Origin of the sequence: Mucilaginibacter mali, from assembly GCF_013283875.1 — a bacterium.
GTDB lineage: Bacteria > Bacteroidota > Bacteroidia > Sphingobacteriales > Sphingobacteriaceae > Mucilaginibacter > Mucilaginibacter mali.
This window is the reverse complement of record NZ_CP054139.1, coordinates 1,045,969-1,072,473: the sequence shown is the minus strand read 5'-3', so window position 1 is coordinate 1,072,473 and position 26,505 is coordinate 1,045,969. Positions and strand designations below refer to the sequence as shown.

At 45.2% G+C, this 26,505-nt stretch carries 29 protein-coding genes; 16 read left to right on the top strand and 13 right to left on the bottom strand.

From position 1 onward, the window contains the following. The first annotated feature begins 89 nt into the window (after positions 1-89). The 3 genes from HQ865_RS04615 (at position 90) to HQ865_RS04605 (ending at position 1,821) form a co-directional block, all read left to right on the top strand. Positions 90-1,184, top strand: coding sequence for a leucine-rich repeat domain-containing protein (locus HQ865_RS04615; RefSeq protein WP_173413761.1), 1,095 nt, complete (start codon positions 90-92; stop codon positions 1,182-1,184). Beyond that, a complete protein-coding gene (locus HQ865_RS04610) occupies positions 1,172-1,429 on the top strand; it encodes a hypothetical protein (protein ID WP_173413760.1) in 258 nt (85 codons plus the stop codon). Before HQ865_RS04615 ends, HQ865_RS04610 begins: the two co-directional genes overlap by 13 nt. 191 nt (positions 1,430-1,620) lie before the next feature. Further along, complete coding sequence (locus tag HQ865_RS04605; protein ID WP_173413759.1) at positions 1,621-1,821, top strand: hypothetical protein; 201 nt, start codon at positions 1,621-1,623, stop codon at positions 1,819-1,821. A gap of 97 nt (positions 1,822-1,918) precedes the next feature. On the opposite strand, the gene HQ865_RS04600 is transcribed toward HQ865_RS04605, so the two are convergent. The 6 genes from HQ865_RS04600 to HQ865_RS04575 form a co-directional block, all read right to left on the bottom strand. After that, positions 1,919-2,737 (bottom strand): 3-keto-disaccharide hydrolase, encoded by an 819-nt coding sequence (locus HQ865_RS04600; protein ID WP_202020451.1) that lies wholly within the window; start codon positions 2,735-2,737, stop codon positions 1,919-1,921. A 145-nt stretch (positions 2,738-2,882) separates the two neighbouring features. Continuing rightward, the gene (locus HQ865_RS04595; protein WP_173413758.1) at positions 2,883-3,632 is read right to left on the bottom strand and encodes a hypothetical protein; all 750 of its coding nucleotides are present in this window, start codon (positions 3,630-3,632) and stop codon (positions 2,883-2,885) included. A gap of 98 nt (positions 3,633-3,730) precedes the next feature. After that, entirely contained in the window at positions 3,731-4,438 is a 708-nt protein-coding gene (locus HQ865_RS04590) for a DUF92 domain-containing protein (RefSeq protein ID WP_173413757.1), read from the bottom strand. Between the two features lies 1 nt (position 4,439). Beyond that, a complete protein-coding gene (locus HQ865_RS04585; protein WP_173413756.1) occupies positions 4,440-4,874 on the bottom strand; it encodes a hypothetical protein in 435 nt (144 codons plus the stop codon). A 156-nt stretch (positions 4,875-5,030) separates the two neighbouring features. Beyond that, positions 5,031-5,309, bottom strand: a complete 279-nt coding sequence (locus HQ865_RS04580) for a GIY-YIG nuclease family protein (RefSeq protein ID WP_237073745.1) — start codon at positions 5,307-5,309, stop codon at positions 5,031-5,033. A 103-nt stretch (positions 5,310-5,412) separates the two neighbouring features. Beyond that, positions 5,413-6,954: an acyl-CoA carboxylase subunit beta gene (locus tag HQ865_RS04575; RefSeq protein WP_173413754.1), complete on the bottom strand. Its 1,542-nt coding sequence runs from the start codon at positions 6,952-6,954 to the stop codon at positions 5,413-5,415. 257 nt (positions 6,955-7,211) lie between these two features. On the opposite strand from HQ865_RS04575, the gene HQ865_RS04570 reads away from it, so the two are divergent. From HQ865_RS04570 to HQ865_RS04530, 9 genes are all read left to right on the top strand, one after another. Continuing rightward, a complete protein-coding gene (locus HQ865_RS04570) occupies positions 7,212-7,547 on the top strand; it encodes a hypothetical protein (protein WP_173413753.1) in 336 nt (111 codons plus the stop codon). A gap of 80 nt (positions 7,548-7,627) precedes the next feature. Continuing rightward, positions 7,628-9,226 carry a SulP family inorganic anion transporter gene (locus tag HQ865_RS04565; protein WP_173413752.1) on the top strand — a complete coding sequence of 533 codons (1,599 nt, stop codon included), beginning with the start codon at positions 7,628-7,630 and terminating at the stop codon, positions 9,224-9,226. A 28-nt stretch (positions 9,227-9,254) separates the two neighbouring features. Continuing rightward, positions 9,255-9,968, top strand: a complete 714-nt coding sequence (locus tag HQ865_RS04560) for a carbonic anhydrase (RefSeq protein ID WP_173413751.1) — start codon at positions 9,255-9,257, stop codon at positions 9,966-9,968. Between the two features lie 72 nt (positions 9,969-10,040). Further along, entirely contained in the window at positions 10,041-10,442 is a 402-nt protein-coding gene (locus HQ865_RS04555) for an energy transducer TonB (protein WP_173413750.1), read from the top strand. Positions 10,443-10,456: 14 nt separating this feature from the next. Continuing rightward, the gene (locus HQ865_RS04550) at positions 10,457-10,867 is read left to right on the top strand and encodes an energy transducer TonB (protein WP_173413749.1); all 411 of its coding nucleotides are present in this window, start codon (positions 10,457-10,459) and stop codon (positions 10,865-10,867) included. Between the two features lie 4 nt (positions 10,868-10,871). After that, positions 10,872-11,270: an energy transducer TonB gene (locus HQ865_RS04545; RefSeq protein WP_173413748.1), complete on the top strand. Its 399-nt coding sequence runs from the start codon at positions 10,872-10,874 to the stop codon at positions 11,268-11,270. A gap of 11 nt (positions 11,271-11,281) precedes the next feature. Continuing rightward, entirely contained in the window at positions 11,282-12,016 is a 735-nt protein-coding gene (locus HQ865_RS04540; protein ID WP_173413747.1) for a YoaK family protein, read from the top strand. A 1-nt stretch (position 12,017) separates the two neighbouring features. Next, positions 12,018-12,515 (top strand): hypothetical protein, encoded by a 498-nt coding sequence (locus HQ865_RS04535; protein ID WP_173413746.1) that lies wholly within the window; start codon positions 12,018-12,020, stop codon positions 12,513-12,515. A 38-nt stretch (positions 12,516-12,553) separates the two neighbouring features. Next, positions 12,554-13,219, top strand: coding sequence for a carbonic anhydrase (locus tag HQ865_RS04530; protein WP_173413745.1), 666 nt, complete (start codon positions 12,554-12,556; stop codon positions 13,217-13,219). 159 nt (positions 13,220-13,378) lie between these two features. On the opposite strand, the gene pruA is transcribed toward HQ865_RS04530, so the two are convergent. Further along, the gene (gene pruA / locus HQ865_RS04525; protein ID WP_173413744.1) at positions 13,379-15,016 is read right to left on the bottom strand and encodes an L-glutamate gamma-semialdehyde dehydrogenase; all 1,638 of its coding nucleotides are present in this window, start codon (positions 15,014-15,016) and stop codon (positions 13,379-13,381) included. 115 nt (positions 15,017-15,131) lie between these two features. Beyond that, complete coding sequence (locus HQ865_RS04520) at positions 15,132-15,587, bottom strand: energy transducer TonB (protein WP_173413743.1); 456 nt, start codon at positions 15,585-15,587, stop codon at positions 15,132-15,134. A gap of 257 nt (positions 15,588-15,844) precedes the next feature. Between HQ865_RS04520 and HQ865_RS04515 the strand changes: the two genes are divergently transcribed. The 3 genes from HQ865_RS04515 (at position 15,845) to HQ865_RS04505 (ending at position 18,398) form a co-directional block, all read left to right on the top strand. Continuing rightward, complete coding sequence (locus tag HQ865_RS04515) at positions 15,845-16,012, top strand: hypothetical protein (protein ID WP_173413742.1); 168 nt, start codon at positions 15,845-15,847, stop codon at positions 16,010-16,012. 28 nt (positions 16,013-16,040) lie between these two features. Beyond that, the gene (locus tag HQ865_RS04510) at positions 16,041-16,289 is read left to right on the top strand and encodes a hypothetical protein (RefSeq protein WP_173413741.1); all 249 of its coding nucleotides are present in this window, start codon (positions 16,041-16,043) and stop codon (positions 16,287-16,289) included. Positions 16,290-16,484: 195 nt separating this feature from the next. Further along, positions 16,485-18,398, top strand: a complete 1,914-nt coding sequence (locus HQ865_RS04505) for an AMP-dependent synthetase/ligase (RefSeq protein ID WP_173413740.1) — start codon at positions 16,485-16,487, stop codon at positions 18,396-18,398. Positions 18,399-18,516: 118 nt separating this feature from the next. Here the strand turns inward: HQ865_RS04505 and HQ865_RS04500 are convergent, their stop codons facing one another. Together HQ865_RS04500 and HQ865_RS04495 are read right to left on the bottom strand one after the other, a co-directional pair. Next, positions 18,517-18,900, bottom strand: a complete 384-nt coding sequence (locus HQ865_RS04500) for a hypothetical protein (RefSeq protein WP_173413739.1) — start codon at positions 18,898-18,900, stop codon at positions 18,517-18,519. 111 nt (positions 18,901-19,011) lie between these two features. Next, a complete protein-coding gene (locus HQ865_RS04495) occupies positions 19,012-19,755 on the bottom strand; it encodes a hypothetical protein (RefSeq protein WP_173413738.1) in 744 nt (247 codons plus the stop codon). A gap of 223 nt (positions 19,756-19,978) precedes the next feature. Between HQ865_RS04495 and HQ865_RS04490 the strand changes: the two genes are divergently transcribed. Then, on the top strand, positions 19,979-20,761 hold the full coding sequence (locus HQ865_RS04490) for an NIPSNAP family protein (RefSeq protein WP_202020450.1): 783 nt from the start codon (positions 19,979-19,981) through the stop codon (positions 20,759-20,761). Position 20,762: 1 nt separating this feature from the next. Here the strand turns inward: HQ865_RS04490 and HQ865_RS04485 are convergent, their stop codons facing one another. The 3 genes from HQ865_RS04485 to HQ865_RS04475 form a co-directional block, all read right to left on the bottom strand. Next, positions 20,763-23,165 (bottom strand): DUF5703 domain-containing protein, encoded by a 2,403-nt coding sequence (locus HQ865_RS04485; RefSeq protein WP_173413737.1) that lies wholly within the window; start codon positions 23,163-23,165, stop codon positions 20,763-20,765. Positions 23,166-23,312: 147 nt separating this feature from the next. After that, positions 23,313-25,355: a discoidin domain-containing protein gene (locus HQ865_RS04480; RefSeq protein WP_173413736.1), complete on the bottom strand. Its 2,043-nt coding sequence runs from the start codon at positions 25,353-25,355 to the stop codon at positions 23,313-23,315. Between the two features lie 10 nt (positions 25,356-25,365). Beyond that, positions 25,366-26,328, bottom strand: a complete 963-nt coding sequence (locus HQ865_RS04475) for a glycoside hydrolase family protein (protein WP_173413735.1) — start codon at positions 26,326-26,328, stop codon at positions 25,366-25,368. Between the last annotated feature and the right edge of the window lie 177 nt (positions 26,329-26,505).

Sequence of the window (26,505 nt, the reverse complement as noted above, 5' to 3'; positions counted from 1 at the left end):
GCCATTCTTGAAAAAGAGTGGCCTTTGTTTTTAAATAAATATTATGGAATAATCTATCATCTGGCATCGTATATTTAGTTCTAACTAAAATGAAAACTTCCTTAGCCTATCTTGTCCTTTTACTTTGTATTGTTAATGTTTTTGGACAATCCAGTCATCCAAGAATCTACCGATCTATCAAAGATGCCCTTACTGATTCAATTGAAGTAAAAAAGCTTTCATTGCATAAGGATAGCATAAAAACACTTCCAATAGAGATCCTTCGACTAAAGAACCTTGAAGAAATTAGTTTAGATGAATGCCCTGATCTGGATATTAAACAGGTAATAGCAGTACTATCACATTTAAAAAATCTAAAGTCATTTTGGTTTGCCCAAAACAAGCTCACGTCGCTTCCCGATGAAATTGCAAATCTAAAAAATCTTGAAGTATTGGGATTAGCTGACAACACGCTTACCAAACTCCCTACAAGTATTTCAAAATTAACGGAATTAAAAGAAGTTGTCATTGGTGAAAATCCAGACTTAAATATCGATCAGGCGATAACTGTTTTATCACATCTTGACAACCTTAAAAGCCTTTGGTTGGATCATAACAATTTAACGTCCATACCCGAATCTATTATTACGTTAAAACATTTGACTGATCTTTGGCTAAATGGAAATGATCTTACAGATATACCAATTTCAATAAAAAGAACACCTATTCGTTTCCTTAGCCTATCAGGTAATCATTTAAAAAACATCAGTCTAAAAAAAGGCGACCTCAAGAACTTACGGAATATTGATCTTGGATATAATGAATTTGAAAACTTCCCTAAAGAATTTGCTATACTACCCCAATTAGATACCATTTGGATGCGCCAGTCAGGCGTAAAACATATATCTAAAGATATCGTGAATATGAAGACCTTAAAATTAATCTGCTTAGATGGTAACGATATTTCTTCCATACCAGTGCAAATAACTCAACTGACCAACCTTAAAATACTGCAATTAAGTGGCAATAAGCTAACAAACAAGGGGGGTGCTCCAATTTTTAATATGAGTTGGTTAACCGAGCTTGATCTCCAAGGCAATAACATTAATAACATAAGCCGACATGTAAAGCGATTGAAGAATATCAAAAAATTAGATATAAGGCTAATCCTCTTATCAGATTACCTACAGAAATGTCAAAACTAAAAAACTTAGAATGGTTAGCCATAGGGAAATTACCAAACTTAAAATGGGATACTACTTTTTTAATACTATCAAAAATGAATAAGCTTAATAAGCTAAGTCTATTTTACAATGGATTTGACCGAATGCCACCGGGTTTGCTCAAGCTTAAAAAGGTTAGTTATTTTATATTGAACGGGAATGGATTTGATGAACAGGAAGAAGAAAGAATGAAAAAGTTATTCCCAAATGCAGAACTATCGTTTTAATATGGCCATCACGATGTCTCAAAACATAAGGCCCGCAGATGCTATGCAAAAGAGGAGCCCTTGTTTTTCTCAAACCTCGTCACTGCAGGGAACGAAGCAATCGCACACCCAAAGAATGGTTGTAGATAGTTTGCAATATTCAGCAACCATCGTTTTAGTTTTAGTAATTTTGAAACAAGAATAAGCAGATCATGAAATACATTGTCCATCCTACTAACGAAGAAGAGAAAATACTTGTGGCCTTTTTAGAAGAGCATAACATTATTTATTACACCGAAGACCTACCCGATTTTATGCTGCATGAAAAAAAAGATCCGGATGAAGTTAAAGCGAAAAACATAGCAACGCTGCATAATTTAAAGAAACACCTGGAAGACAACGAGATAGAATAGATATATGGCGTTGCCTGTGGCCCGGGCTATCCGCTTATACTGCACAGGGCCTTAGCCACCCGGCCGGTATCCGCTTCTATCCCTAACGCGAAGAATCTCAATTTTTCAATAAAGCTTCCGGCAATTTGTTGATAGACTGCAATTTCACATCCTTATAAAAAACCTCAGCGCCTTCCGACTGTAGCTGTATTTTACCTTTGGTAAGCGGCAATACCTGATCTTTCTCTTGCTGGCTATTATGATATAGCACCATTACCACTTTACCGTTCACCACGTGTATACTGGTATCGCCATAGCAATACAGGTCAAGCGTATTCCATTCGCCAAAAGCTTTTTCACCATCACCGCGTTTAATACAATGCCTGCCCTGCGGACTTTTTGCACTAAACGTGAGCGTTGTCCCGGCCGGATCGAATACATATTCTTTTTCTGATCTTTTACTGGCCGGAACATCGGCCATGGCCCCTGCGCATCCCCAGTAATCGCCACAATCACCCTCTTCTATCTGAAACTCCTGCGACCGCATCCAGGCACCCGAATCGGCGCCCTGCTCCCCTACCGAATGATACAGCAGACCGCTATCTTTTTTCTTACGGCCCTTTTGCAGCCAGCTTCCCCATTTAAACTGTAGCTGCAAGTGATAATTCTCGTATTCGGCCCTGGTTGAGATGCCGCCGATGCACTCCCCCGAAACACGGATCACATTCTCGCCCCCCTGTTTGATCACGGTGAATACGTTTAGCTTGTCGTTATTTAAGCCAATAGGTGTATCGCCTATCTTTTTACCTGCTGTGTCGCGCGGTATTCCTAAATAGCTGTCCCAGTTACCCAAGTCCCTGCCATTAAACAATTGCACCCAGTTTTGTTGCCTGCCTTGCGTAAAGGCGGGGAAAGATGTTATTAATAGAAGGAGCAAGAGACAGGATATACGGTGCTTCATCATAAAAAATATCGGCTAAATAATTTATAATTAAGCTAATATACCATCACCACAACTAAGATTGCACCGCAGATTTAACCAAATGATATGGCATATCAGCATAGCTGTTGTAACACATCGGCTAATCCTTACGCTTAAGCTCCCTAACTCTTTCCTCACCCGGCTTTGCTGCTATAAAGAAAGTGCCGGCAATTATAGCTAACTCCAGTAGGAATGGCGTCCATATACCAGGATCGTACACATTTTTAACTAATGCGCGGATATTACAAAGCAGAGTAAGCATTAAAAGCATCACCCCAAGGATGGTGGCGGCTTTGGCAACATATTCGTTAGTGATGATAAAGATGGCGGCGCAGGCCATCACAACGCCTACTACAAGATCGGCTACATTAAAAGCCGGGAAATATGCCGGTATCCTGCCTGTAATAAACGCGGGGTGCAAAAAATGCCCAATACCTAAAACAAAAATGGCCAGGGCATAAAAATATTTGCCAATAACCGCAATTCCTTTGCGTTCGGTAAGCATCATCGCTGCGCCTGTGATGGCTATATCCTGAACAAAACGTGTCCAGGTCATTAGTTTTTGAGGTGTGCCCAGTAGCAAAGGTGGATGTATCATTAAAAGGAACAACGCCATCATTATACTTAATAAAGATGCAGCCAACGCTACCTTTATACGGCTGGCAAAACTGATCCCTGCCATTATCATAGCGCCACCGGTTAACCCGGCCCAAAACACCCTGAAAGGCATATAGGCCGGAACAAGTGTACCAACAAACTTTAAATACATCAAATGCTGGGTACCTACCCCTATCCACGAGATAGCAAATAAAGCAATGCCGATACTGATATATATGGGGGATTGTTTCATAAGGTAATATTTGATACAGTTTAAATAGTTAATCTAATATAAACTGTTCATTATCTGCAGCAATCACCCTAAAAGGGGGTATTTTATTGTCAATACTTTTACAGCATCAGCAAATAGCAAACCAGCGCCCCGGTTACCGTATTCAAAAAGTTCACCATATTATTACCAATAATACCTTTACGCTCCAGTGTGGCGCCTAACACCGAATCGGTTAAATTGCCAATAAAACCAGCCAGTATTATCCAAAATATATTTATACCCCAGCCAAAGCCTATGGCATATACTATGGCTATTAAAATAGCCCCCGCTACGCCTATCAGCGTACCCTCTAAGCTAATAACACCATCTAAGCCCTTTGTATCTTTTTTAAAGCTAAGCACATTATAAAAACGTCGCCCATAAACCGTGCCCAGTTCCGATGATAATGTATCGGCAGCTGCCGAGGCCAGGCTGCCCGCCATCATGAGATGTAAAAGTATCGCGTATGCGGGCATATACCACGCTGCTGCGCCAAGCAGCGCCGCCATCCCTCCATTTGCCAAAACCTGCCCGGCGGTGCGACCGCCTGTTCGCTTTTCGTTAGCGTTCATTTCCGCCTTGCTTTTTGTTTGCCAACCGGTAGCCCATGATCCGGCCGAGAAAAACAGTGTGAGCATTGCCAACCCTGTAAACCCAGCACCTTTGTAGCTGAGCAAACCCACCGCAAAGCCGGTAATTGCGCCGGCAAGCGTTAGTTTTTTGGCTAAATAACTCCAGGCAGCTGCAGCCAGCAGAAAAATACCAATAAGGAGATCTGCTAATGCCATATTAATCTTCGGGGTTTAAGAAATCCAGCCAAACACCTTCCAGTTCGTCAACCAGTTCGGCGCGGATGGAGATGCCCGATGCCTGCGGCGCCCAGGTTTGCGCGGCGAGGTTACCGGTTTTCAGGATATCCATGCTAAGTATCTGTTCATTATCAGGATCCAGCAATACATCCAGCTTGATATTTACGCGGTAGTAATGCCTGCCTTTACGAAAAGCCAAATACGGTTCGGACGAGATATAGCCGGATGCGAATATGCCTTTAGGTTCAACCCCTACCCGTACAATATAAGCCCTATCGCCGGGTTGGATGGTTTTGTGGCTGGCGCAACTCCAGTTGTCTTCTAACTCGCCGGTGCGTTCAAGTTTTTTCTTGTCCTTATGCAAGTTTTCCCAGGGGAATTTGTTGGGGTTCCAGCCGAAGAGGTAGGCTTTCATACGATTACCTCCAACCCGTCATCGTGAGCGATAGCGAACGATCCCCGATGAGCAAAACATAAATGTATAGTCTGGGATTCTTCGCTTGTGCTCAGAATGACGGTAGTGTGTGCGTCATCGTGAGCGATAGCGAACGATCCCCGTTTAATAGAGCGGCTATGCCCATTCAATAACCAATTCATCATATAAATCCTTCCATAGCGGATTAAACTCATTAATCAAGTTATTTTTGAACTGCCTCCCCTTTCCCTTCAAATATTTTTCCCGGCCTATGGTTTCGTTAATAGTTGAATAACTAAAATGATAGACCAATTTATTACAGTTATACTTTGCCGTAAAGCACTGTGGGGCTTTCTTATTTTTATGATCGTATACTCTTGTCAATAATTCAGACGTAACGCCTACATATAAAACCGAATGGGTTTTATTCGTCATGATGTAAACTGTGCCTCCTCTTGTCATTTAGTTGCTTTTAATTCTGCTCTGCTTGCTGGGGATCGTTCGCTATCGCTCACGATGACGTGTTGGAGAGGAGAACCTACAACGGTATATTCCCATGCTTTTTCCTCGGCAAATTCACCACCTTATTCTCCAGCATTTTAAAGGCGTGGATCAGTTTCAGGCGGGTTTCGGCGGGTTCTATTACCTCGTCGATAAAACCACGTTCGGCGGCGCGGTATGGGTTGGCAAACTTGTCTGAATAGATCTTTTCCATCTCCAGCCATTTGGCTTCTTTATCTTCGGCAGTACTGATCTCGCGTTTAAAGATGATCTCGGCGGCGCCTTTGGCTCCCATCACAGCAATCTCTGCCGATGGCCAGGCGTAGTTCATATCGGCACCAATATGTTTCGAGTTCATCACATCGTAAGCACCGCCGTAAGCTTTGCGGGTAATCACAGTGATACGTGGCACGGTAGCCTCGCAAAAAGCATATAGCAGTTTAGCGCCGTTGGTGATGATGGCGTTCCACTCCTGGTCGGTGCCCGGTAAAAAGCCCGGCACATCTTCAAATACCAGCAGCGGGATGTTAAAGCTATCGCAAAAGCGCACAAAGCGGGCGCCTTTGGTTGATGAATTAATATCCAGCACACCCGCCAAAAACGCGGGCTGATTGGCTACTATACCAATGCTACGGCCTGCCAAACGGGCAAAGCCAACCACAATATTCTCGGCAAAATCTTTATGCACCTCCAAAAACGAACCGTCATCTATTACCTGTTCAATGATCTCGCGGATATCGTATGGCTGTGATGCCGATTCGGGCATAAAGTCGTTCAACGATGGGCGCAATTCATTGCCACTTTCATAAGGTACAGATGGCGCTTTTTCCTCGCAATTCTGTGGCATATAGCTCAGCAATTGTTTGATGTGCTGAATGGCGGCAATCTCGTTAGCACAGGCAAAATGCGTAACGCCCGATTTGGTGGCGTGGGTAGCAGCCCCGCCCAGTTCTTCGGAAGTTACTACCTCGTGTGTTACCGTTTTTACCACGTTGGGACCGGTTACAAACATGTACGAGGTATTTTCTACCATCAAAATAAAATCGGTAATAGCCGGTGAATATACCGCGCCGCCGGCACAAGGCCCCATAATTGCCGACAGTTGCGGGATAACACCCGAAGCCATGGTGTTGCGGTAAAATATATCGGCATAGCCACCCAACGATACTACACCTTCCTGGATCCGCGCCCCACCCGAATCGTTGAGCCCGATAACAGGCGCGCCATTCTTCATGGCCATATCCATCAGCTTACAGATCTTTTCGGCATGAGTTTCGGATAACGAGCCGCCGAACACGGTAAAATCCTGCGAGAAAACATAGGTAGTACGCCCGTTAACAGTACCATAGCCGGTAATTACACCATCGCCTGGGTAATGTTCCTTTTCCATCCCGAAATCGGTACTACGGTGCGCCACCAGCATACCAATTTCCTGGAACGAACCTTCATCCAGCAGGAAATGTAGTCGCTCGCGCGCGGTTAATTTTCCCTTTTTATGCTGGCTATCAATACGGGCTTGTCCGCCGCCTAATAACGCCTGTTCGCGTTTTTGCAGCAGTGTTTTTATCTTTTTCTCCAATTTGGGTTTGATTAGTAAGGGCTAAAGTAAGTAATTGATGGGAATTTTTATTGAAGATTTAACCACAGAAGCCACAGAGAAAGAAACACAGAGAACACAGAGGTTGTGTAGAAGACCGAAAGAAGAATATTAAACTATTCTTTCTTAAACTTTCCCTCTGTGCCCTCCGTGGTTAAAACCATCGCCCCAACAAAATTTACACAACCTTAACCAATAAATCGATATTTTATACATTTAAGCGCTATATTTGCAATCGCGTGAAAGCAAAAAGGAACCAGATAATGATATGCGGGGTATTCCTCGGCATCTTTTTAATAAAGATGTTAATATCTGTCGCGCCATTGTTTTTAACGCTGAACAATAAGACCGTCAATGCTGTAATCATGCAGCTTGAATTGGAGGGCAAGAACGAAAAGGACACTACCGAAAAGGAACTGATGAAAGAGAAAAAGTTCTTTGACGAGGATATCGTTTTTCATTGCTACACCCTCATCCCCATTATTATCGAAACCAATATTTTGCACAATCAGGAACATTGCCTCTTTGTGCAAACGTACCACCCCGTTGTCCCCACGCCGCCTCCCAACACATAAATGAATTTACCCCGGACCAGCAACGGCCCGGGATGATCCCTAATTCATTTATTTTTTGATCTCTTCAATTATTGCATTTTATGGAGCAACATGGCAATACTGCAGGTGGCCTTAACCTGGGTAAATATTTTTTGGCTAAAAATTTAAAAAAGGACCTTCCTTCAAGTATAGTAGTTTTTTTAGTGGCCCTGCCGCTGTGTTTGGGTATAGCGCTGGCATCGGGCGCGCCGCTCTTCGCGGGCGTGCTGACCGGTATTATTGGCGGTATAGTAGTGGGTTCGCTAAGCGGTTCGCAACTCAGCGTGGCCGGCCCGGCGGCTGGTTTAACCACTATTGTACTACATGGCATTACTACCTTAGGTAGTTACGAAACGTTTCTGCTGGCGCTGGTGATTGCCGGGGTACTACAGATCGTCCTTGGGCTGATAAAGGCGGGTACCATCGCTAATTACTTTCCTTCCGCGGTTATCGAGGGGATGCTGGCGGCTATCGGTATTATTTTGATCATGAAACAGTTTCCGCACGCGGTTGGCTACGACGCCGATTTTGTGGGCGACGAAAACTTCGCGCAGGACGATAAGGAAAACACCTTCTCGGGCATATACAGCGCCTTATCAAAAATCAATTACGGCGCGGTAGTTATCGCTTTGGTATCCATAGCGCTGATGATCTACTGGCCTAAATTTAAAAAAGTGGCCGGTGTGCCCGCCGCTTTGCTGGTAGTGCTTACAGGCATAGCTTTAAGCCTTGCTTTTAACGGCACCGGCCTGGCCCTGCGCGAAAAGCAATTTGTGCACATCCCTATCGTAAACAGCGCGGGCGAATTTTTCGGCCTGTTTAAAATGGCCGACTTTAGCCAGATAGGTAACAAACAGGTTTGGATAACGGCCTTCACTATTGCCATAGTAGCCAGTTTGGAAACGCTGCTAAGTTTGGAAGCAGTTGATAAGATAGATCCGATTAAACGAATATCGCCCACCAACCGCGAATTACTGGCACAGGGCACAGGTAACCTGATCAGCGGCTTTTTAGGCGGCTTGCCGATGACGGCGGTGATCGTCCGTTCATCAGCAAACGTAAATGCCGGCGCGCGCACTAAAACCAGCGCGGTTACGCATGGCATACTGCTGCTGGTATCACTGTTGTTTATCCCCAAACTGATCAACCTGATCCCCTTATCCTGCCTCGCGGCAATCCTGTTGATGACCGGTTATAAGCTGGCACGCATATCGCTGTTTAAGCACATGTGGCATAAGGGGCTCGATCAGTTTATCCCTTTTGTGGTAACCATCATCGCCGTGGTATTCACCGATCTGCTCATCGGCGTAGGCATCGGTATGCTGGTAGGCATTTTCTATATCCTGCGCACCAATTTGCGTAACCCATACTTTTACCATGTGGAAAGAAATGGCGATAAAAAAGTGATCCGCATACGCCTGGCCGAAGAAGTTTCTTTTTTAAATAAAGCCGCCATACAGGTTACCCTAACCAATATTCCTAAAGAGTCGACCGTAATTATCGATGGTTCTAACTCCCGTTATATCGATCAGGATGTGCTGGAGATCATCAATAACTATAAGCATAATGCTTATACCAAGGCCATCATTGTGCAGTTGCAGGACGTGAAGCAATACTACGAAGTGCCCAAACTGAAAGAGTTGATACACGACGTTAAATAATTTATCAATAGCTAAAATTAAATATATCATGGAAACTAAAAATCAAAAAAACGGAAATATAGTAGCAGAAACTGCAAACAATACTTTTACCCCCAGCGATAGCTACAACACACTGCTGAAAGGCAACCGCGATTGGGTGCAACGCCAGTTAGACAGCGATGCCGAATACTTCACCAAACTGGCTAAAGGCCAAAGTCCGGAGGTGTTATGGATAGGTTGCTCAGACAGCCGCGTGCCGGCTAACGAAGTTACCGGCACCAAACCTGGCGAAGTGTTTGTACACCGCAACATTGCCAACGTGTGCGTACACTCGGACATGAACCTGCTGAGCGTAATGGACTACGCTGTTAACGTATTGAAGGTAAAACACGTTATCGTTGCCGGCCACTACGGTTGCGGTGGTGTGGCAGCGGCTTTAACCAACAAACAATTTGGTTTGATTGATAACTGGCTGCGTAACATAAAAGACGTTTACCGACTGCACAGCCACGAACTGGAGCGCATTACCGATCACGAAACTAAGGTGAACCGCCTGGTGGAGTTGAACGTAACCGAGCAGGTATACAACGTGTGCAAAACCACCATCATACAAAATGCATGGAAAGAGCGTAGCGACCTGCATGTGCACGGCTGGGTGATCGATTTGAAAAGCGGACTGGTGAAAGACCTGAAGGTAAGCAGCAGTGGTTCTAAATCGCTGGGTTATGTTTACGAGGTTGAAAAAGCCGAAGCAGCACATTAATTCTTCCTGCATCAACAATATCTATGGAAGGGGCCTTTGCAAAAGGGCTCCTTTTTTGTTTACTTTAGTGATATGAAAAAATACCTTATCGCAGCTTTATTGGTATTTGAGGTTTGCATTGCCAAAGCGCAAACAAAACCCGATTCGTCTGAAGTTTTTTCTAAAGAGATCGATGTTTCTGCGGAATTTCCGGGCGGGTTAAACGCTTTCGGTATGTTTCTTGCAAGAAACATCAGATACCCCGCAGACGCACGGTTTAAACATATCCAGGGTAAAGTATATTTAACTTACGTTGTAGAGAAAGACGGTAGACTATCCGATATTAAAGTAATAAAAGGTGTATCAAAGGATCTTGATGCGGAAGCTGTTAGAGTTATGAAACTGTCGCCAAAGTGGGTACCCGGGCAAAAAGCGGGCGTTGTGGCACGACAACAATACACTGTACCGATAAGTTTTGCATTAGCCGACGATTAAATTTAAATTATATCATGAGAAAATATTTTATCGCTTCTTTATTAGTTTTTGCGATTTGCTTTGTTACAAAGGCGCAAACAAAGCCTGACAGTTCAAAAAAAGAGACTGAAGTTTTTTTGCCTGTAGATGTATCGGCAGAATTTCCGGGGGAATTGGAAAAGTTTGCGCAGTACATTTTTAAGAATTTAAAATATCCCGAAAAGGCAAAAGAAGAAAAAACACAGGGCAAAGTGTTTGTTAGTTTTGTTGTAGAAAAGGATGGTTCGTTAACAGACATTAAAATATTTAAAAGCGTATCGCCCGAACTTGATGCTGAAGCTATACGCCTGATGAAAGCTTCACCAAAATGGAAACCGGGGATGCAAGGCAATAATCCTGTAAGGCAAAATTATACCTTACCAATACCATTTACGCTTGATAATTAATGGCATGAAAAAATATTTGATAACAACTCTGTTAATTTTTGCTGTGTGCATTGCAATGGCACAAACTAAACCAGACTCAACTACAGTGTTTGACAAGGTGGATGTTTCTGCAGAGTTTCCGGGCGGGGTAAACGCATTGGGAATGTTTCTCGGTAGGAATGTACGATACCCGTCAGATTCATACGAAAAAAATATTCAGGGAAAAGTTTTAGTAAGTTTTATAATAGAACGAGATGGTAATTTATCTGATATAAAAATCACAAAACATGTATCAAAAGACATTGATGCTGAAGCTATCCGTATAATTAAATCATCGCCTAAATGGATACCGGGTAAACAAGGCGACATAGTTGTTCGTCAGAGATATACTGTGCCTATAAACTTCACTCTCGCTAAAAATTAAATTAGATATTCATGCTGCGCCAGGCCAAAGAAAACCGCACCCTTAAAGAGAACCTGCTGCTGGCATCATCCACAGCCTTTGTTTCGGGGGTTACCAATGTAGCCGGGGTTATCGCCTTTTTGGCTTTCACATCAAACATTACCGGGCATGTGGCTAACCTGGCCAAACATGTGGTAGAGCAAAACTTAAGGGAGATCCTGGTGTTCTTCGTATGGCTGCTGCTGTTTTTTGCCGGGGCGTTTATCTCTAACTTCATTGTGCGCTCTATGGAGGATAAGAGCAAATACCGCGCGCATTCCATACCCATCATTATCGAGATCATTGTACTATTCGGGGTAGCCATTTATGGCTATCACTTTTACGATGAAACCCGGCTTGAGCGCGAAATGGTTATCGGCGCTATCCTGTTCAGCATGGGTTTGCAAAATAGTTTGGTATCCAATATATCGGGCGGCTTGATCAAAACATCACACCTTACCGGCTTGTTTACCGATTTGGGCGCCGATGTAGCCGAAGTAACACATCCCAAAACCACCAACACCCATGCAGCAAAAAACAGGGTTGTTATTCGCCTTACTATCTTAACCTTTTATTTTATTGGCGGTGTAGCAGGCGGTTTCTTTTTCGATCTGTACGATTTCCGCATCTTCTTCTGTATCCCGCTTATTTTGTTAACGATATTGTATTACGATCTGTCGCCACTGGCATTGCATAAAGTGATGCGGATCTTTCAAACCGGTAAATAAAATGGATACCAATCATTATCTCGACCTGTTCAATAAGGGGTTTGACTTAATAGATCAAACACCATTTCAGCAACAAACTTTGGAATTGAAGGTTGGCGTATGGCTAAATTCGGTAGTGTTGAAAATACAAGGCAAGGCATGGGTAAATCAATCACCCGAAACAAAGCCTTTTAGCGAGTCTGTTTTCTTTTCGGTTTGGGTTAATGATGATACTATTGCAAGTGGCAAAGTATTTTACAACATCCACGCGCTGAAAATGCGGGAGCTGAAAGGCTACCGGATCCAAAGCCGCGAGTTTGCCGATGCTTTTCGCCGGGAGTTTAAAACTTACGAAGAGATGTGGCCAAATGTAAGTACAGCATTCGGGCCGCTTACACTGATGGAAGGACACTTGCCATTAAACGACGCCACCTTACCCAACGAGATCGTGGTTCTTACCGAAAAGTTTTTGCCACTTGCCAAAATCACCGATAAGTTGTTAGCTGAACGAAAAAAATAGCGACAAATTTGTCGTATCGTACCTACATTTGCTACACTATGAGTAACAAACCACATATCCACGATACCAGCCACATCAGCTATCAAAGCCTGATTGACGGCAACCAGCGTTTTGTAGCCGAAACGCTTGAAAAAGACCCCGACTATTTTACCACCCTGGCAGCCGGGCAAGCGCCACCTGTACTTTGGATAGGCTGCGCCGATAGCCGCGTGCCTGCCAACCAGATCACCAATACCAAACCGGGCGAGATATTTGTGCACCGTAATATTGCCAACATGGTGATCCATACCGATATGAATATGCTGTCGGTGTTGGACTACGCGGTTAATGTGCTGAAGGTAAAACACGTAATCGTAACCGGTCATTATGGTTGCGGTGGTGTAATAGCCGCCATGAGCAATAAACAGTTTGGCCTGATTGATAACTGGCTGCGCCACATTAAGGATGTGTACCGCCTGCACGCCGATGAACTGGATGCCATTGAAGACCACGACACCCGCGCCAGCCGTCTGGTGGAATATAATGTGATTGAGAACGTGCGCAATCTGTGCAAAACGTCCATCGTACAAAATGCCTGGACCAACGGACAATCTTTAAGCGTGCACGGCTGGGTTTACAGCCTCTCTACAGGCGTTATCACCGATCTGAAGGTTAGCAGCGATAGCAATACTGATTTGGATGAGGTGTTTAGGTTTAATAAATAGCCCCCAGCCCCCTAAAGGGGGAGCAAATGTGCAGATGTGCGAATGTGCAAATGAAAAAACAAAAGGCGCCTCAGTAAACCGAAGCGCCTTTTTTATCATCTGCATATTTGCATATTTCCTAATTTGCACATCCAACTCCCCCTTTAGGGGACTGGGGGGTTATACTTCCTTAGCCAAAAACGGGTACCTGTAATCCTTTGGCGGATCGAAGGTTTCCTTGATGGTGCGTGGCGATACCCAGCGCAGCAGGTTGATCATCGAACCGGCTTTATCGTTAGTGCCTGAACCACGTGCGCCGCCGAATGGCTGCTGGCCTACTACGGCGCCGGTTGGTTTATCGTTAATGTAGAAGTTACCGGCCGCGTTGCGCAGGCGCTGGGTCATTTCGGCAATGGCATAACGGTCTTGCGCTATGATGGCGCCTGTTAAGGCGTATACTGATGTTTTATCAACAATGTCTACCACTTCGCTAAACTTCGCGTCTTCGTAAACATAAATGGTCAGTACCGGGCCAAACAGTTCCTCGCACATGGTTACATAGTACGGGTCGTTTACCTTGATAACCGTCGGCTCGATGAAATAGCCCTGGCTTTTATCGTAGTTACCCCCAGTGATGATCTCTACGCTGTCGTCGGCTTTAGCGGCATCGATGTATTTGGCCAGTTTATCGAATGATTTTTCATCGATAACGGCATTAATAAAGTTCTCGAAATCTTCAACCGGGCCCATTTTAAAGCTGGCAATGTCGCGCTTCATGCGTTCGCTGATGGCTGGCCATAACGATGCAGGCACATAAGCCCTTGAAGCAGCCGAACATTTTTGCCCCTGGTATTCAAAAGCGCCGCGAACTAAAGCCACGTTGCTTACGTCAACATCGGCGCTTGGGTGTATCAGCACAAAGTCCTTACCACCGGTTTCGCCCACAATGCGCGGGTAGCTTTTGTATTTGCTGATATTATCGCCAATGGTTTTCCAGATATTGTTGAATACGCCGGTAGAACCGGTGAAGTGGATACCGGCAAAATCAGGGTGCGTAAATACTACTTCACCTACAGTCGGGCCATCGATATAAACCAGGTTAATAACACCCGGAGGCACGCCGGCTTCGTTAAATACCTGCATCAGCACATTGGCCGCATAAATTTGGGTGTTAGCCGGTTTCCAAACCACTACGTTACCCATCATAGCTGCCGATGTTGGCAGGTTACCTGCAATTGCTGTAAAGTTGAATGGGGTTAAAGCGAAAACGAAACCCTCCAACGGGCGCTGCTCTACCCTGTTCCATACGCCTTTGGGCGATATAGGGGGTTGCTGCGCGTAGATCTGCGTCATGTAGTGCACATTGAAACGCAGGAAGTCGATCAGCTCGCATGCCGAATCGATCTCGGCCTGGTAAGCGTTTTTCGATTGGCCAAGCATGGTAGCCGCATTAACTTTAGCACGGTACGGACCGGCCAGCAGTTCGGCAGCCTTCAAAAAGATGGCGGCGCGCTGCTCCCAGGGCAGGTTTTCCCAATCGGCTTTGGCGGCCATGGCAGCGTTAATAGCATCGGTTACATGCTGTTTATTACCTTCGTGGTAAGTACCTAAAAGGTGTTTATGATCATGCGGGGGGCGTAACTCGGCAGTTTTTCCGCTGCGTACTTCCTTACCGCCAATATACATGGGGATATCAATTTGCTTTGAACGGGCGTCTTCGAGAGCCGCTTTCAGCGCCGCACGCTCTACGCTGCGGGGGCCATAGTTCAATACAGGTTCGTTAACAGGCTGGGGGGCATTAAAAAATCCTTTAAGCATAGGTGGTTTATTTTTTGACAGCGCAAAGATACCGATTACAATGCACATGCGAGCAATGCATGCATAGCAAATTACGGCATGCTGACAAAATAGCTAAATGCCCCCGCGGCCTTTATCACTTTATCTTCGGCACATCCACGCTGGCCATCATATCTACCTTAGGGGCAAATATTACCGGGCAAACAAAGTGTTCGCGCTGGGCATGGCCATTTTGCTGTGCTGGTGTCCATTTAGGCGCGCTTTCAAAGGTTTTCACCAGTTGTTCGGTCATGGCGTCGCTCAAAACGTGGCCGCTTACTTTGGCGCGTTTCAGCGTACCATCTTTATCAATAATAAATTTAACATAGATGGTTTTGCCGGGGATGCAGCTGCGGTCGGGTTTTAAATTGGTAAGGATATACGAGTAGAATTTTTCGATACCGCCGGGAAAGTCGGCGTTTATTTGGGTGTTGGCAGGCTTATCATTATCAGTTTGTGCAAGGGCGGGATGATACACGTAAGTTAAACCTATGCCGATGGCAAATACGGTTAACCATTTTTTAAAAAACGCGGCATTTGTGCTAAATGCCATACAATTGTTTTTAAAAGTGCTTTTCATGATACCCTCCTTTTGTTTTTAAACCATAAATAATTTTATAACTGCATGATAAGGTGCTGAAAGAAACAATAGTACCGGCTTGCTTAGGGATCAGCCGGTTGACTTTATTAAAGTTAGAAAAACTTTTTTATTGTAACAAAATAATTACGCCACTTTATTTTCATTAACCTGTGTTAAGCCTTTTGGTTTTGTTTTTGTTTAATATGATATAGGAACTAAAATAAGATACCATGAAAAATTACATGATAAAATTGATAGCCCTGCTGATGTTCGCATCGGTAGCCGCATCAAGTTGTTCGCTGGAGTACCGCGAGCATCGCAGAGCCGAAAGGCACGATCGTGGCCACGACCGCGACCATGATGACCATCACGACGATCATCATTATAACCGTTACTAAAATTTTCAACCTTTAAAATCTCAGAAAAATGAAAAGCTTAAAAATAATGTTTATTGCACTGGTGGCTGTGTTTACCTTCAGTGCCGCAAACGCCCAAGTTAGAGTACACGCTACTATTGGCACACCGCCTCCGCACCATCGTGTAGTGGTTGTGCACAGGCCCCCTTACCATCCACGCACTGTTGTAGTAAGGCGTCCGGCCTATCACCATAGGGTGGTTGTGGTACACCGCCCGGTACATCATTATTACCGCCGCCCGTATTACAGGCATCATTAATAAAATAGTAGATTGCTAACGCATGATACCTTAGAGACACGATACTTCGTGTCTCTTTTTTTTGCAATTCGCGGGAGATATGAAGCGGAGACACGAGGTATCGTGTCTCTACAGGTACAGCACACAATTCAGGTTTTATATTTAGGCAAATTACGTTAAGTTTGTTTTTAACTAATTACGCACCAAATTAATTGAATGAAACCTCCTGTAGCGTCATCAACAGTACCCCAGTTTATACGTAATACCGTAGCCCACATCCACCCCGAAAGCCATACCTTTTTAATGCATAAGGTTGGCGAGGTGTGGAAGGAGATCAGCTATGGCGAAGCACTTGCCAAAATAGATGCCATATCGGCCTGGCTGCTGGATATCGGCGTAGTTAAAGGCGATCGCCTGGGCCTGATCATCGAGAACGGACCGGATTATGTATACTACGACCAGGCCCTGCAACAGATCGGCGCTGTAAATACCTCGATATATCCTACCCTTTCTGAAGCGGAGATCGAGTATATCCTTAACGATTCGGGCGCGAAGACTTTGCTTGTGGGTAACCCCTTCCTGCTGCGCAAGGTATTAAAGATAGCCAATAATTGCCCGGAACTGATCCGCATCATCCCGGCTTTTGACGATTTTGAGAAATACACCGCCAAACTTGAATTGAATGCTGGTGTATTGGGGATACAACAAATGATAGCCGAAGGTAAAGGCCTGATGGGTAAATATAAGGATGCCATTAATATTGCCCGCGAGGCGATATTACCATCCGACCTTTCCTGTTTGATCTATACTTCAGGTACTACAGGCACGCCCAAAGGCGTGATGCTTACCCATCATAACCTTACCGAGAACGTGAACCGCAGCCTGGACCAGATCCCGGTGATTGAACACACCGATCTGTTCCTGTCGTTCCTGCCGCTTTCGCACGTATTTGAGCGTACAGCTACTTACCATATCTGTTTGTCGATGGGTTGCCGGATAGCGTTTGCCCAAAGCCTTGACCTGCTGGCCCGCAATATGGGCGAAGTGCGGCCAACTGTAATGAACTGTGTGCCGCGCTTACTGGAGCGCATCCACGACCGTGCCATGAAGAGCGGTACTGATGCTGGCGGTATTAAAGCCAAAATATTTTTATGGGCGCTTAAGATCGGCCGCAAGCATCGCGAAAAACTGGAGGCCGGTAAAAAGCCAGGTCTGCTTTTAGAGCAGGAGTTTAAACTTGCCGATAAACTGGTATTCAGCAAGATAAAGGAAAAGACCGGCGGCCGGTTGAAATTCATGATCTCGGGTGGCGGCGCGCTGCCTAAAAATATCGGCGAGTTCTTTGGCGATCTGGGCATTAAGATACTTGAGGGCTTTGGCTTAACGGAAACATCGCCTGTAATGGCTGTGACCGAATATCACCGCCAGGTTTATGGCACGGTGGGCCGCATTATCCCGGGTATTGAGGTGGGAATCCAAAATGTAGATACCAAACAGATCTATACTGTACAAACCCACGATACTTTCAAAGAGAATTACCAATCGGAAGAAGGCGAGATCATCGTGCGCGGGCATTGTGTAATGAAAGGCTATTTCAACAAGCCCGAGGAAACCAAGGCGGCTATTGATAACGAGGGCTGGTTCCATACCGGTGATATCGGCCGCTTTTTTAAAGGCAACCTGCAAATTACCGACCGCCTGAAGAACATGCTGGTAAATGCCTATGGCAAAAACATCTACCCAACCCCGGTAGAGAATACCTACCTGAAAAGCCCGAAAATTGAAGCTGTATTTTTAATTGGCGATAAGCGCGAATACGTAACTGCCATCATCACGCCGGCACGGGAACCCCTGCAGGAAGCACTTGGTTTAGATAACGCCTTTTTTGAAAAACCCGAAGTATTTATTGAAGACAAGGAAGTGATCGATTGGTTAAACCCGGATATCCGCAAATTTGGTAACGAGCTTGCCAAGTTTGAGCGTATTAAAAGCTTCAAGGTTAAGCGTGTACCATTTAGCATGGAAGAGGGCGAGATAACCCCTACACTGAAACCTAAGCGCAAAGTGATAGAGAAAAAGTACGCGGGCGCTATTGATGAATTATACATGCAAAGTGTAGAGGCTGACTAACTCTCCCGCAAAAGAAAAATGTCATTTCGAACGAGGTACGAGGAGAAATCTTGTACACGTGATAGGTATTGCCGTATAAGATTTTGCTCTGCGTTCGAAATGACAATAAGTTTTATATTTAATTAGCTGGTGGCGTTGGCTCAGCACCCTCCTTTTTAGCTTTGGCTTTTTGCTGATGCGCGGCACGATAATCGGCATATATTTTTTGCTGATCGGCGTTCAACACGTTGTTTACTTTGGTAATAGCATCATCATTAACAGCCTTTTTACCCTGTCGCAACGATTTCTTGTCCAGTTTATCACCAAGAGCGGTCAGGCTATCCAGTTTGGCAGCTTTTGTTTTCACTATAGCTTCGATCTTGCCTTGTTGGTCGGCTGTAAGATTTAGTTGTTGCACTAATGCCTTGGGTAATTTGGCCGCGGCCGGCTTTTTAGCTGTTTGCGCATTACCGGCAAAAGAAAATCCTGCAAGCAGGAACAGCAGCATCATTAACTTCTTCATTCTGTTTAATTTTTTATTGATAGATGCAGGAAATGACAAATGGTTTAAGGGTGGTAAAAACAAACCCCGCCAAAGCAATGGCGGGGTTCAGTTGTCAGTCAATAATATATCTTAATCGCGGTCCCGATGGTTAAACCCTCTAAAGCCGCCACAGTTACCTATGTTATCTCTTATCTTGTTATAAATACTGGTATTGCTACTGCTGCTAATTACAATTGTACCGCTTGTGCGGGTAGCAGCTTCCAGGCCGGAGGCCGAAACGTGATCGAGCAGTTTATTAAGGTGCATGCTTACAATAGTAGTAATGTCGGTAGTGTTATCAACCGTTACATTGTCAGCCTCGGCTTTTATGGTGGCATCATCATTAAAATCAAGTTCTATTGGTACCGCCGCGCCGCCTGAAGTAGTAAATGTGCCCTTTAATGTTAGCGGTATGGTGCTGCCCGATGTTTTGCTCAGCATTACGCGTATCTCTATCTCGCGATAAAGGCCGGTATCTATCACCGAACTTACCATGGTTGGTACCGGGGCAAAAATATCTATCGATGCCATACTTCTCGACCTGATCTCTACCTCCAGCCCGCGCCTTTTGGCTTCAAAATTAAAGCCGCTGATATTGGCCGTGCCGGATGTCCAGGTAACGCTGCCCGCGCCCGATGAGGCCTGTGTAACCAAAGCTTCGGAAGTTTCATTATTAGCTAACACGGCCGAAGCATTATCGGCCTGCAAACCAAACGACATTTTTGCCGACCCTGATGACGAGCCATTAGCCGAATTATTATCCTTTTTACACGCGCCAAATAACAGTGCTGCCATAGCAATGGCCAATCCGGTTCTCCATAAATTCGTTTTCATAATAGTTGTAGTTTTTAGTTAAAAAAATCGGACAAAATAATAGCTGCCCTTATTGTTTACTTAATATTAAGTACGCCTTTGTATCAAAAAAGTTGCCCAATAATTAATATTAGCGATATTATATTTCCTCATGAGTAATAATCTGAGGTTATAGCGTGTATTAATGCCCGTGATATATGTTTGCATTTTTGCATATTTGCTTAACCCAAATACAAATATCATTATGCCTCAAAAAATGCCCGTATCGTTAAAGCTGATCATATTTTGCCTTCTTTGCCAGTTTAGCGGCATAGCAGTTTTTGCCAAAGGCACGCCTTACTATTACCAGTTGAAAGTGTATCACATAAAAGGTAAGGCCCAGCAGGATATGGTTGACGAGTATTTACAAAATGCCTACATACCGGCCATGCACCGCGCGGGTATACCATCAGTAGGCGTGTTTAAACCCTTAGTTGCTGATACAACCGAGCAACTGGTTTATGTGTTTATCCCGTTTAAAAAGATCGACGGGTTTTTAAGCATTGATGCCGCTTTAGAAAAAGATCAGCAATACCAGCAGGATGGTAAAAATTACCTGGCCGCGGTTTACAATAAACCGCCTTATATCCGTTTGGAATCTATCATATTGAAAGCATTTTCGGCTGTGCCCGAGTACCATCTGCCCAAATTAAGCGCTCCGAAAGGTGAACGTGTGTATGAACTACGCAGCTACGAAAGCGCTACCGAAAACATCTCGCTCAACAAGATCGGTATGTTCAACAAGGATGAGATATCTATTTTTGATAAACTGAACTTTAACGCTGTGTTTTATGGACAGGTAATTTCGGGCAGCCACATGCCTAACCTGATGTATCTGACCACTTTCGAAAATAAAGCCGACCGGGATAAACATTGGGCCGATTTTGGCCCCGAATACAAAAAGATCAGTGGCTTGCCACAGTATCAAAATAACGTATCGAAAAACGTTACGCTGTTTGTACGCCCAACGGATTATTCGGACATATAGATCAGGAGCCGTGCGGGGGCATTACGGTTACATCTTTTGCCCTTGACGCCGGTGTTACCTTCAGCTTTTGTACTTTGCCATCTTTAATTGTGGCCTCGATAGTGGTATTATAAGGCGCATGAAGCTTAACCTCCGCATCCCAATCCTTTGGCCAGGCGGGCAGCAGGTATATTTTTTTGCCAACGGTTTGCATCATCATTTCCTGCAGGGCAATCATGCCGCTGCCGCCCCAGTTATGATCGGGCGCCCAATCCAGGCCCGGCCCCCAAAAGGTTGGGTAGCGATATTTAGCGTCGGATAATTTTTGCGTGGTAAGATCTTTGGCTTCATCGGTCAGGCCCAGATCAGCTACGTAAATCGGGTCGGGGTGCCAGCTTACTATGCTGTACTGATTTTTGTTATCGGCCCCGTGGTGCCAGGTATCTATAGCCATTTGCAGATTTGGTAACCCTACGCCATACAGGTGATAAGGAAATACCGGGTACAGTTGCGGCAGTTCGGTATTAATGGATTTGCCGTTCCAGCTTTTAGCGGGCGATATTACCGTTTTGCCATCTTTCTCGCGGGTGGCAATTTCGGGCAGGCGCTTCAGCACCGCTTGCCAGTAGGCGCGTTGCTGTGGCGTACCGTACTTCTGCGGCAGATCGAGCAAGCCAGTCAGTACGGTTTTCATCCCGGCTATGGTGCTTGTTGAATTTGTGGCGCCTTTATAAGTTTCCAGTCCCGTACCCGGGTACATGATCAATTTGCCATCGGCATCCAGCGGATAACCATTCAATTTTTTAGACCAATATTGAAAATGCTGATCAAAAAACTTAACGGCGCTGGTTATAAAAGGCATGTACCTGCCAATATCGGCACCGCTGTATAATTGATAGTCAAGTATCATTTTCGAAAACTCCAGTTGGCCGTCGTAATGATCTACCACCCAAACATTGGTCAGGAAGCCATAATCGGTAAACTTCATTTCTTCGCCCTTAACGTTCTTTAGCACCCGTGTACTTGACGAATCGGAACGGGGCTTAAATGGATCTGTACCCCAAAGGCGCTCGTAGGTATGGCCGGCAGGCAGGCCAAAATTCTCTACCTGTTCGGTAAAGGCAGCCCCCTCATGCCCCCAGTATATTTTACTGCGCAGTTCGGCATTTTTCAGGGCGCGCGCGTAAAAATCAAACTGCGGCTTCATCAAATCAAAATCGCCCGATTTTAACATCGGCCAATAAACCAGCCGCTGGTTTTGCGCGGTAAAACTGCCGCCACCCCAACGGCGAAAATCGGGCGTTACACGGTTCTTATACTCGCCCTTTACAAAATCGGCATCAAACACAAATAAGCCGCCGTTAAATTTGGTAGGATATTCGCCAAAGGCGTTGCAGCCCAACTGGTAACGGAATACATTATAATTGCGGCCTATCTCCCGGCCTTTGTCGTTAGTCCCTTTTTTATCCTGATTAATATAGATATGGCTATGATCCCAGTACTGCGCCCACCATTGTTTGGTTTTATTCCATTTTTCGGAAGTAGCTGCCGATATTTTCATCTCCTGCTGTAAACCCTGCAACCATCCGGCATTTGTTGGGCTATGCGAGGTGTGCAGCACAATATCAATATTTTGAGCATTCACAGCCTGCGTATTTTCATACACCCAGCCGCGGTATTTAGATGCCACGTAAATGCTGTCCATAGTACCGGTAAACTTCATGCCCGGGGCCAACAATTCGCCACCGAAGATGAGGTCTTTCATCGGGTTCCAAAGCTGCCCTTTAACTGCTCCAAGATGTTGTTGTACGGCTTCCCGGTCGATGATCATTTCATCGTTACGATCCCGGTGATACCATACAAGCGATGATTTACCGGGGCTGATGGTATCCTTACGGGTGAATACGCCAATTTTATCGGGCGTGGTATTGCTGTAGCCGTAGGCCTGGTGGCGTTCGTCGGTGGCAAGAGATCGGTCTTCGGTGCGCCAGTTCTCAAAAATAACCTTAGCCTTAAACTTGTCGTTACTGGTAATAGATACGTGGATGACGGGCTTAAAAACCTCGACCCAAAGTTTTACCAGTGTGTTATGTTCGCCGGCTATTTCAATGTAGCCTTCTTTTAGTTTTAGCTCTTGCCTGAAGTTGTTTTTAAAAGGATTATTGGGGAGTGTAATGCGCACCCGGCCAAGTTTCAGCATCGAACTATTTTCGTCAAACGTTCCGCTTCGGCTGATGTAAAAGATGAGGTCGTTATTTTCTACCCAAACATTACAGCCGATATCGCCGCCGCCCAGCGGCATGCTCTCCGACGAGTTTTTGCTTTGGCTATCCCATACTACATTGTAAGCAGAAATATCCTGGGCCTTTACAATAATACTTAACGCTGTAAGGGTAAATAAAAAACAGATCCGTTTTAATAACATAGGTTTACCGGCAATAATTGGCAAACACTAAGTTCGGGCATTAGCTGGTATGACGGCTGTTTCTTTTTGCCGAATTATTGTAATATTTTATCCTGTTTATATGGATCATTAACCACAAGTGGTATGGTACTAAATATACAATGATCTTTACTTCTTTTTACTTGTTAGGTATAGGCCAAAACTACTAATTGCCGGGTAATCCTTTGCTTTTGTAATAGTGAGTTTAACCTTCCATGCCGTCACTTTTGGGAATTTAACTACCATATTATCACCTATCGCCTTACCTTCCGATAACAGCATCCAGTCGCTTTGCACCTGCGCTTCTATCTTATATCCTTCTATCCTGTTGCCAGGCGCTTCGCTCACTTTCAGCGCATTAATATCAACCGGGCCTTCCATATCCACCTCAAAAGTAGCGGCAGTTTGCCCATCGTTGGTTGCCCAGTAAGTTTTATTATTACCGTCGAGAGCCTTTTCGCCGCCAAATTCGCGGGTATTGCCACGCACTTCGCTGGTATTAACCGGCCGTTCAAAAGCCAGGTTTAAGCCCAATGTTTTATCAACATCGGTTTTAACCGGGGTTAGCGCCGGTTTTTTATTATGAAAGGCAACCTGGCTATTACTTTCATAATTTATATTGTGCAGGGCTGATATGCCTAACCGTTCCTGCAATTGCGCCAGGTACAGGCTTTGTATAGCTACCGGCTTCCCGTGCGAATCAAAATAACCTTCACCTAAAACAGGAGCCGAATCGAACAAGCGCGCGGTTTGTTGCCGGTTGCCTATACATCCTATCGCCCAGTTAGCGGCTCCCGGCGGGTTTTGGATGATATAGGTTTTGGCAATACAATTCCAGGCTACGCCCCAGCCCATTGTCCAGCCATGGCCCGAACCGGCCACGCCACGGTTCATAAAGTCGATACCGCCATCGGCTACCGTGCAGTTATCTACCAGTAACCCCGTTGCCCAGCGCTGATGCGGCTGTATGCGGCTGCCAATACCCTTAAAAGTGCAATTCAACACCACATTAGGGCCGGGTATAAGCGATGATGTCCATACAATATAAGTATTGCCGCCGGTCACATCGCAGCGATCAATCAAATTCTGACTCCCCTCCAGGCTAAAATCAGCGGGTTTAGAAGCACCCAGATTTGTAAATGTATGGCTTATCCTCACCCGTTGCATGGTAATACGGTTACCGGCCAGCACAGTGGTATTCATTGTTTCCCGGCAATAAATATTTTTCACCCAGCAATCATCGCCACCTACCCTTATCCCGGAATAAGGCGCATGCCCATAATCGATCTCAAGCGGCGGGCAGTGGATTTGCAGATCTTCTAACCCAACCTGTTTAACACGATGCGAAACGGCGGCCTTTGCCACAGTTGTACCAGGAACATATCGCGCATTATAGGAGTCGGGCAGCGAAATATCTACCGTGATCTTATTGGCGTCGATAGCTGTTATTTTCCGTTTGATCACCTCTTTGGCCGATTTACTGATCCATGTTTGTGGTTTGCCGTCGCGTTTCATATCATCCATCCCCATTAAATGTATCCAGGCATCGGTAACCGGGCGACGGATAATTAATGTATCGCCTACCGCAAAGCCTGATGCATCGGCTACAGTGAACGAATTTGTACCCGCAGGCACATAGTCGTGGTTAATGGTGGTTTGCTTACCTTCTTCATTATCATCAGCACGCTCAGTCCGCCCCAAAGCTATGTTGGTATTATCTACACCTATCACAACAGCGGTGTGGCGCCCGCCCGTCATTTTAATGGTAGTACCGCCCGCGCCACTGCCACTGCCCCGTAAAACAATACCATTAGCCGATAATGTTAACGATGCAGAGCAGGTAAATACGCCCGGCGCCAGTAATACCGCACCACGGAAACCGTTTACCAAAGGCATCGCTGCTACTTCGTTTATCGCGTTTTGAATTTGCCGGGTATCATCTTCGCTGCCAGATGGTTGCACCGTTCGCTTAACCGGCACAACAGGCAGGGCAACACCGCCGCCCATATATCCCGCATGCGAAAAATCCATTATCCTGTCGCCTGTTGGTGTAGTTTTATAAGTCAGCTTACCTGTTTTATCTTTATAAACCCACTGGCTTTTGCCCCCTTGCGCCAAAGCGCCGCAAGTTATTAAACCACAAATAACTGCTAACATATTTCGCTTCATCATGATGCTATGCTTATTTAATTTTCGGCGGCACATAGTTTTTAACCGGGTTTACTACCACCCACGATTTGCCGTCTTCGGTTAAGCACGCGGTAAAGAACGCGATCACTTCACCTTTCTCGTTGGTGTATACAAAGGGGCGTTCGCGCCTTTTAAAGGTTTGAGTAGTGCCGTCGTCATAAGTTACGGTTTTGGTAAACACGGGCTCTTTTGATATCGCCTTATAGTTGATCCCATCAACCGAGGCATATTGCGCGCCGGCTTTGGTAGTACCGGTAAGTGTGCCGGTAAAATCGGTAAGGATAACATTATATTGATTTTGCGCCCACCATATAGTTGGGTCTTCCAATTGGTTATTATCGGGCAGCAAATTATCTTTATCACTTAACAAGGTGTACTTGCCATTCCAGGCCGGGGCAGTATAGGCTTGCGCTACGCGGACATTATTTACAGCCTTGCGCCCAAAAACATAAATGCTGCCATCGGCGCGCGCCAACGGAGCAGGATTCGAAAATGGCATCGCCTCCTCATCGCTCCGTGTCCACGGACCGGTTATAGATCTAGACCAGGCATACCCGGTTTTGTTGGCTGTGGAAATGTAATACAGCACATAAGTATCGCCGGTTTTTACAATTTTAGGATTATGTGCCCTCTCCTTATCCCAGGCGCCGGGCCGTTTTTGTATCACCACCTCCTGAAATTTGTAGGGGCCGTAGATATTATCAGAAGTAGCTCTCACGATCTCCGAGTAAGTCGTCCACCCGCCCAAACCATATTGCTCCGGCCAGCGCGAGGCGAACATATGATAAGTGTTCCCTACTTTAATAATAGTTGAGCACCACAGGATATAGCCCTCCATTTTAAACCCGGCATTTTTGATGGCGGGTTGTATGGCATCTTTAATACTTTGGGCTTGCGCGCTAATCAATACCGATACAAATAGAAATGGTAATAGCAGGTTACGGAATAACTTCATGTTTATCATTGGTTCAACAAAGCTAACATCGGTTTATTTGGAATTTGTTTTGTGATCGATAAAAGCTAAATCATCAGTTAAATTGACGTTTGCTGAGTCTAAAGTCCGAAGTTATTAGTCTGAAGTGGATCAAGTACAAAAAAGCCCCCGGTGGTTGACTCCCGGAGGCTGGCTTAT

What these genes read in the sequence shown, in the direction of transcription:
- HQ865_RS04615 (WP_173413761.1), top strand. Translation starts at nt 90, where the DNA reads ATGAAAACTTCCTTAGCCTATCTTGTCCTTTTACTTTGTATTGTTAAT.
- HQ865_RS04505 (WP_173413740.1), top strand. Translation starts at nt 16,485, where the DNA reads ATGAAACCTCCTGTAGCGTCATCAACAGTACCCCAGTTTATACGTAAT.
- HQ865_RS04605 (WP_173413759.1), top strand. Translation starts at nt 1,621, where the DNA reads ATGAAATACATTGTCCATCCTACTAACGAAGAAGAGAAAATACTTGTG.
- HQ865_RS04610 (WP_173413760.1), top strand. Translation starts at nt 1,172, where the DNA reads ATGTCAAAACTAAAAAACTTAGAATGGTTAGCCATAGGGAAATTACCA.
- HQ865_RS04545 (WP_173413748.1), top strand. Translation starts at nt 10,872, where the DNA reads ATGAAAAAATATTTGATAACAACTCTGTTAATTTTTGCTGTGTGCATT.
- HQ865_RS04555 (WP_173413750.1), top strand. Translation starts at nt 10,041, where the DNA reads ATGAAAAAATACCTTATCGCAGCTTTATTGGTATTTGAGGTTTGCATT.
- HQ865_RS04520 (WP_173413743.1), bottom strand. Translation starts at nt 15,587, where the DNA reads ATGGCATTTAGCACAAATGCCGCGTTTTTTAAAAAATGGTTAACCGTA.
- HQ865_RS04490 (WP_202020450.1), top strand. Translation starts at nt 19,979, where the DNA reads ATGCCTCAAAAAATGCCCGTATCGTTAAAGCTGATCATATTTTGCCTT.
- HQ865_RS04480 (WP_173413736.1), bottom strand. Translation starts at nt 25,355, where the DNA reads ATGATGAAGCGAAATATGTTAGCAGTTATTTGTGGTTTAATAACTTGC.
- HQ865_RS04590 (WP_173413757.1), bottom strand. Translation starts at nt 4,438, where the DNA reads ATGGCATTAGCAGATCTCCTTATTGGTATTTTTCTGCTGGCTGCAGCT.
- HQ865_RS04475 (WP_173413735.1), bottom strand. Translation starts at nt 26,328, where the DNA reads ATGAAGTTATTCCGTAACCTGCTATTACCATTTCTATTTGTATCGGTA.
- HQ865_RS04495 (WP_173413738.1), bottom strand. Translation starts at nt 19,755, where the DNA reads ATGAAAACGAATTTATGGAGAACCGGATTGGCCATTGCTATGGCAGCA.
- HQ865_RS04515 (WP_173413742.1), top strand. Translation starts at nt 15,845, where the DNA reads ATGAAAAATTACATGATAAAATTGATAGCCCTGCTGATGTTCGCATCG.
- HQ865_RS04550 (WP_173413749.1), top strand. Translation starts at nt 10,457, where the DNA reads ATGAGAAAATATTTTATCGCTTCTTTATTAGTTTTTGCGATTTGCTTT.
- HQ865_RS04535 (WP_173413746.1), top strand. Translation starts at nt 12,018, where the DNA reads ATGGATACCAATCATTATCTCGACCTGTTCAATAAGGGGTTTGACTTA.
- HQ865_RS04580 (WP_237073745.1), bottom strand. Translation starts at nt 5,309, where the DNA reads ATGACGAATAAAACCCATTCGGTTTTATATGTAGGCGTTACGTCTGAA.
- HQ865_RS04560 (WP_173413751.1), top strand. Translation starts at nt 9,255, where the DNA reads ATGGAAACTAAAAATCAAAAAAACGGAAATATAGTAGCAGAAACTGCA.
- HQ865_RS04540 (WP_173413747.1), top strand. Translation starts at nt 11,282, where the DNA reads ATGCTGCGCCAGGCCAAAGAAAACCGCACCCTTAAAGAGAACCTGCTG.
- HQ865_RS04565 (WP_173413752.1), top strand. Translation starts at nt 7,628, where the DNA reads ATGGAGCAACATGGCAATACTGCAGGTGGCCTTAACCTGGGTAAATAT.
- HQ865_RS04500 (WP_173413739.1), bottom strand. Translation starts at nt 18,900, where the DNA reads ATGAAGAAGTTAATGATGCTGCTGTTCCTGCTTGCAGGATTTTCTTTT.
- HQ865_RS04485 (WP_173413737.1), bottom strand. Translation starts at nt 23,165, where the DNA reads ATGTTATTAAAACGGATCTGTTTTTTATTTACCCTTACAGCGTTAAGT.
- HQ865_RS04585 (WP_173413756.1), bottom strand. Translation starts at nt 4,874, where the DNA reads ATGAAAGCCTACCTCTTCGGCTGGAACCCCAACAAATTCCCCTGGGAA.
- HQ865_RS04530 (WP_173413745.1), top strand. Translation starts at nt 12,554, where the DNA reads ATGAGTAACAAACCACATATCCACGATACCAGCCACATCAGCTATCAA.
- HQ865_RS04510 (WP_173413741.1), top strand. Translation starts at nt 16,041, where the DNA reads ATGAAAAGCTTAAAAATAATGTTTATTGCACTGGTGGCTGTGTTTACC.
- HQ865_RS04595 (WP_173413758.1), bottom strand. Translation starts at nt 3,632, where the DNA reads ATGAAACAATCCCCCATATATATCAGTATCGGCATTGCTTTATTTGCT.
- pruA (WP_173413744.1), bottom strand. Translation starts at nt 15,016, where the DNA reads ATGCTTAAAGGATTTTTTAATGCCCCCCAGCCTGTTAACGAACCTGTA.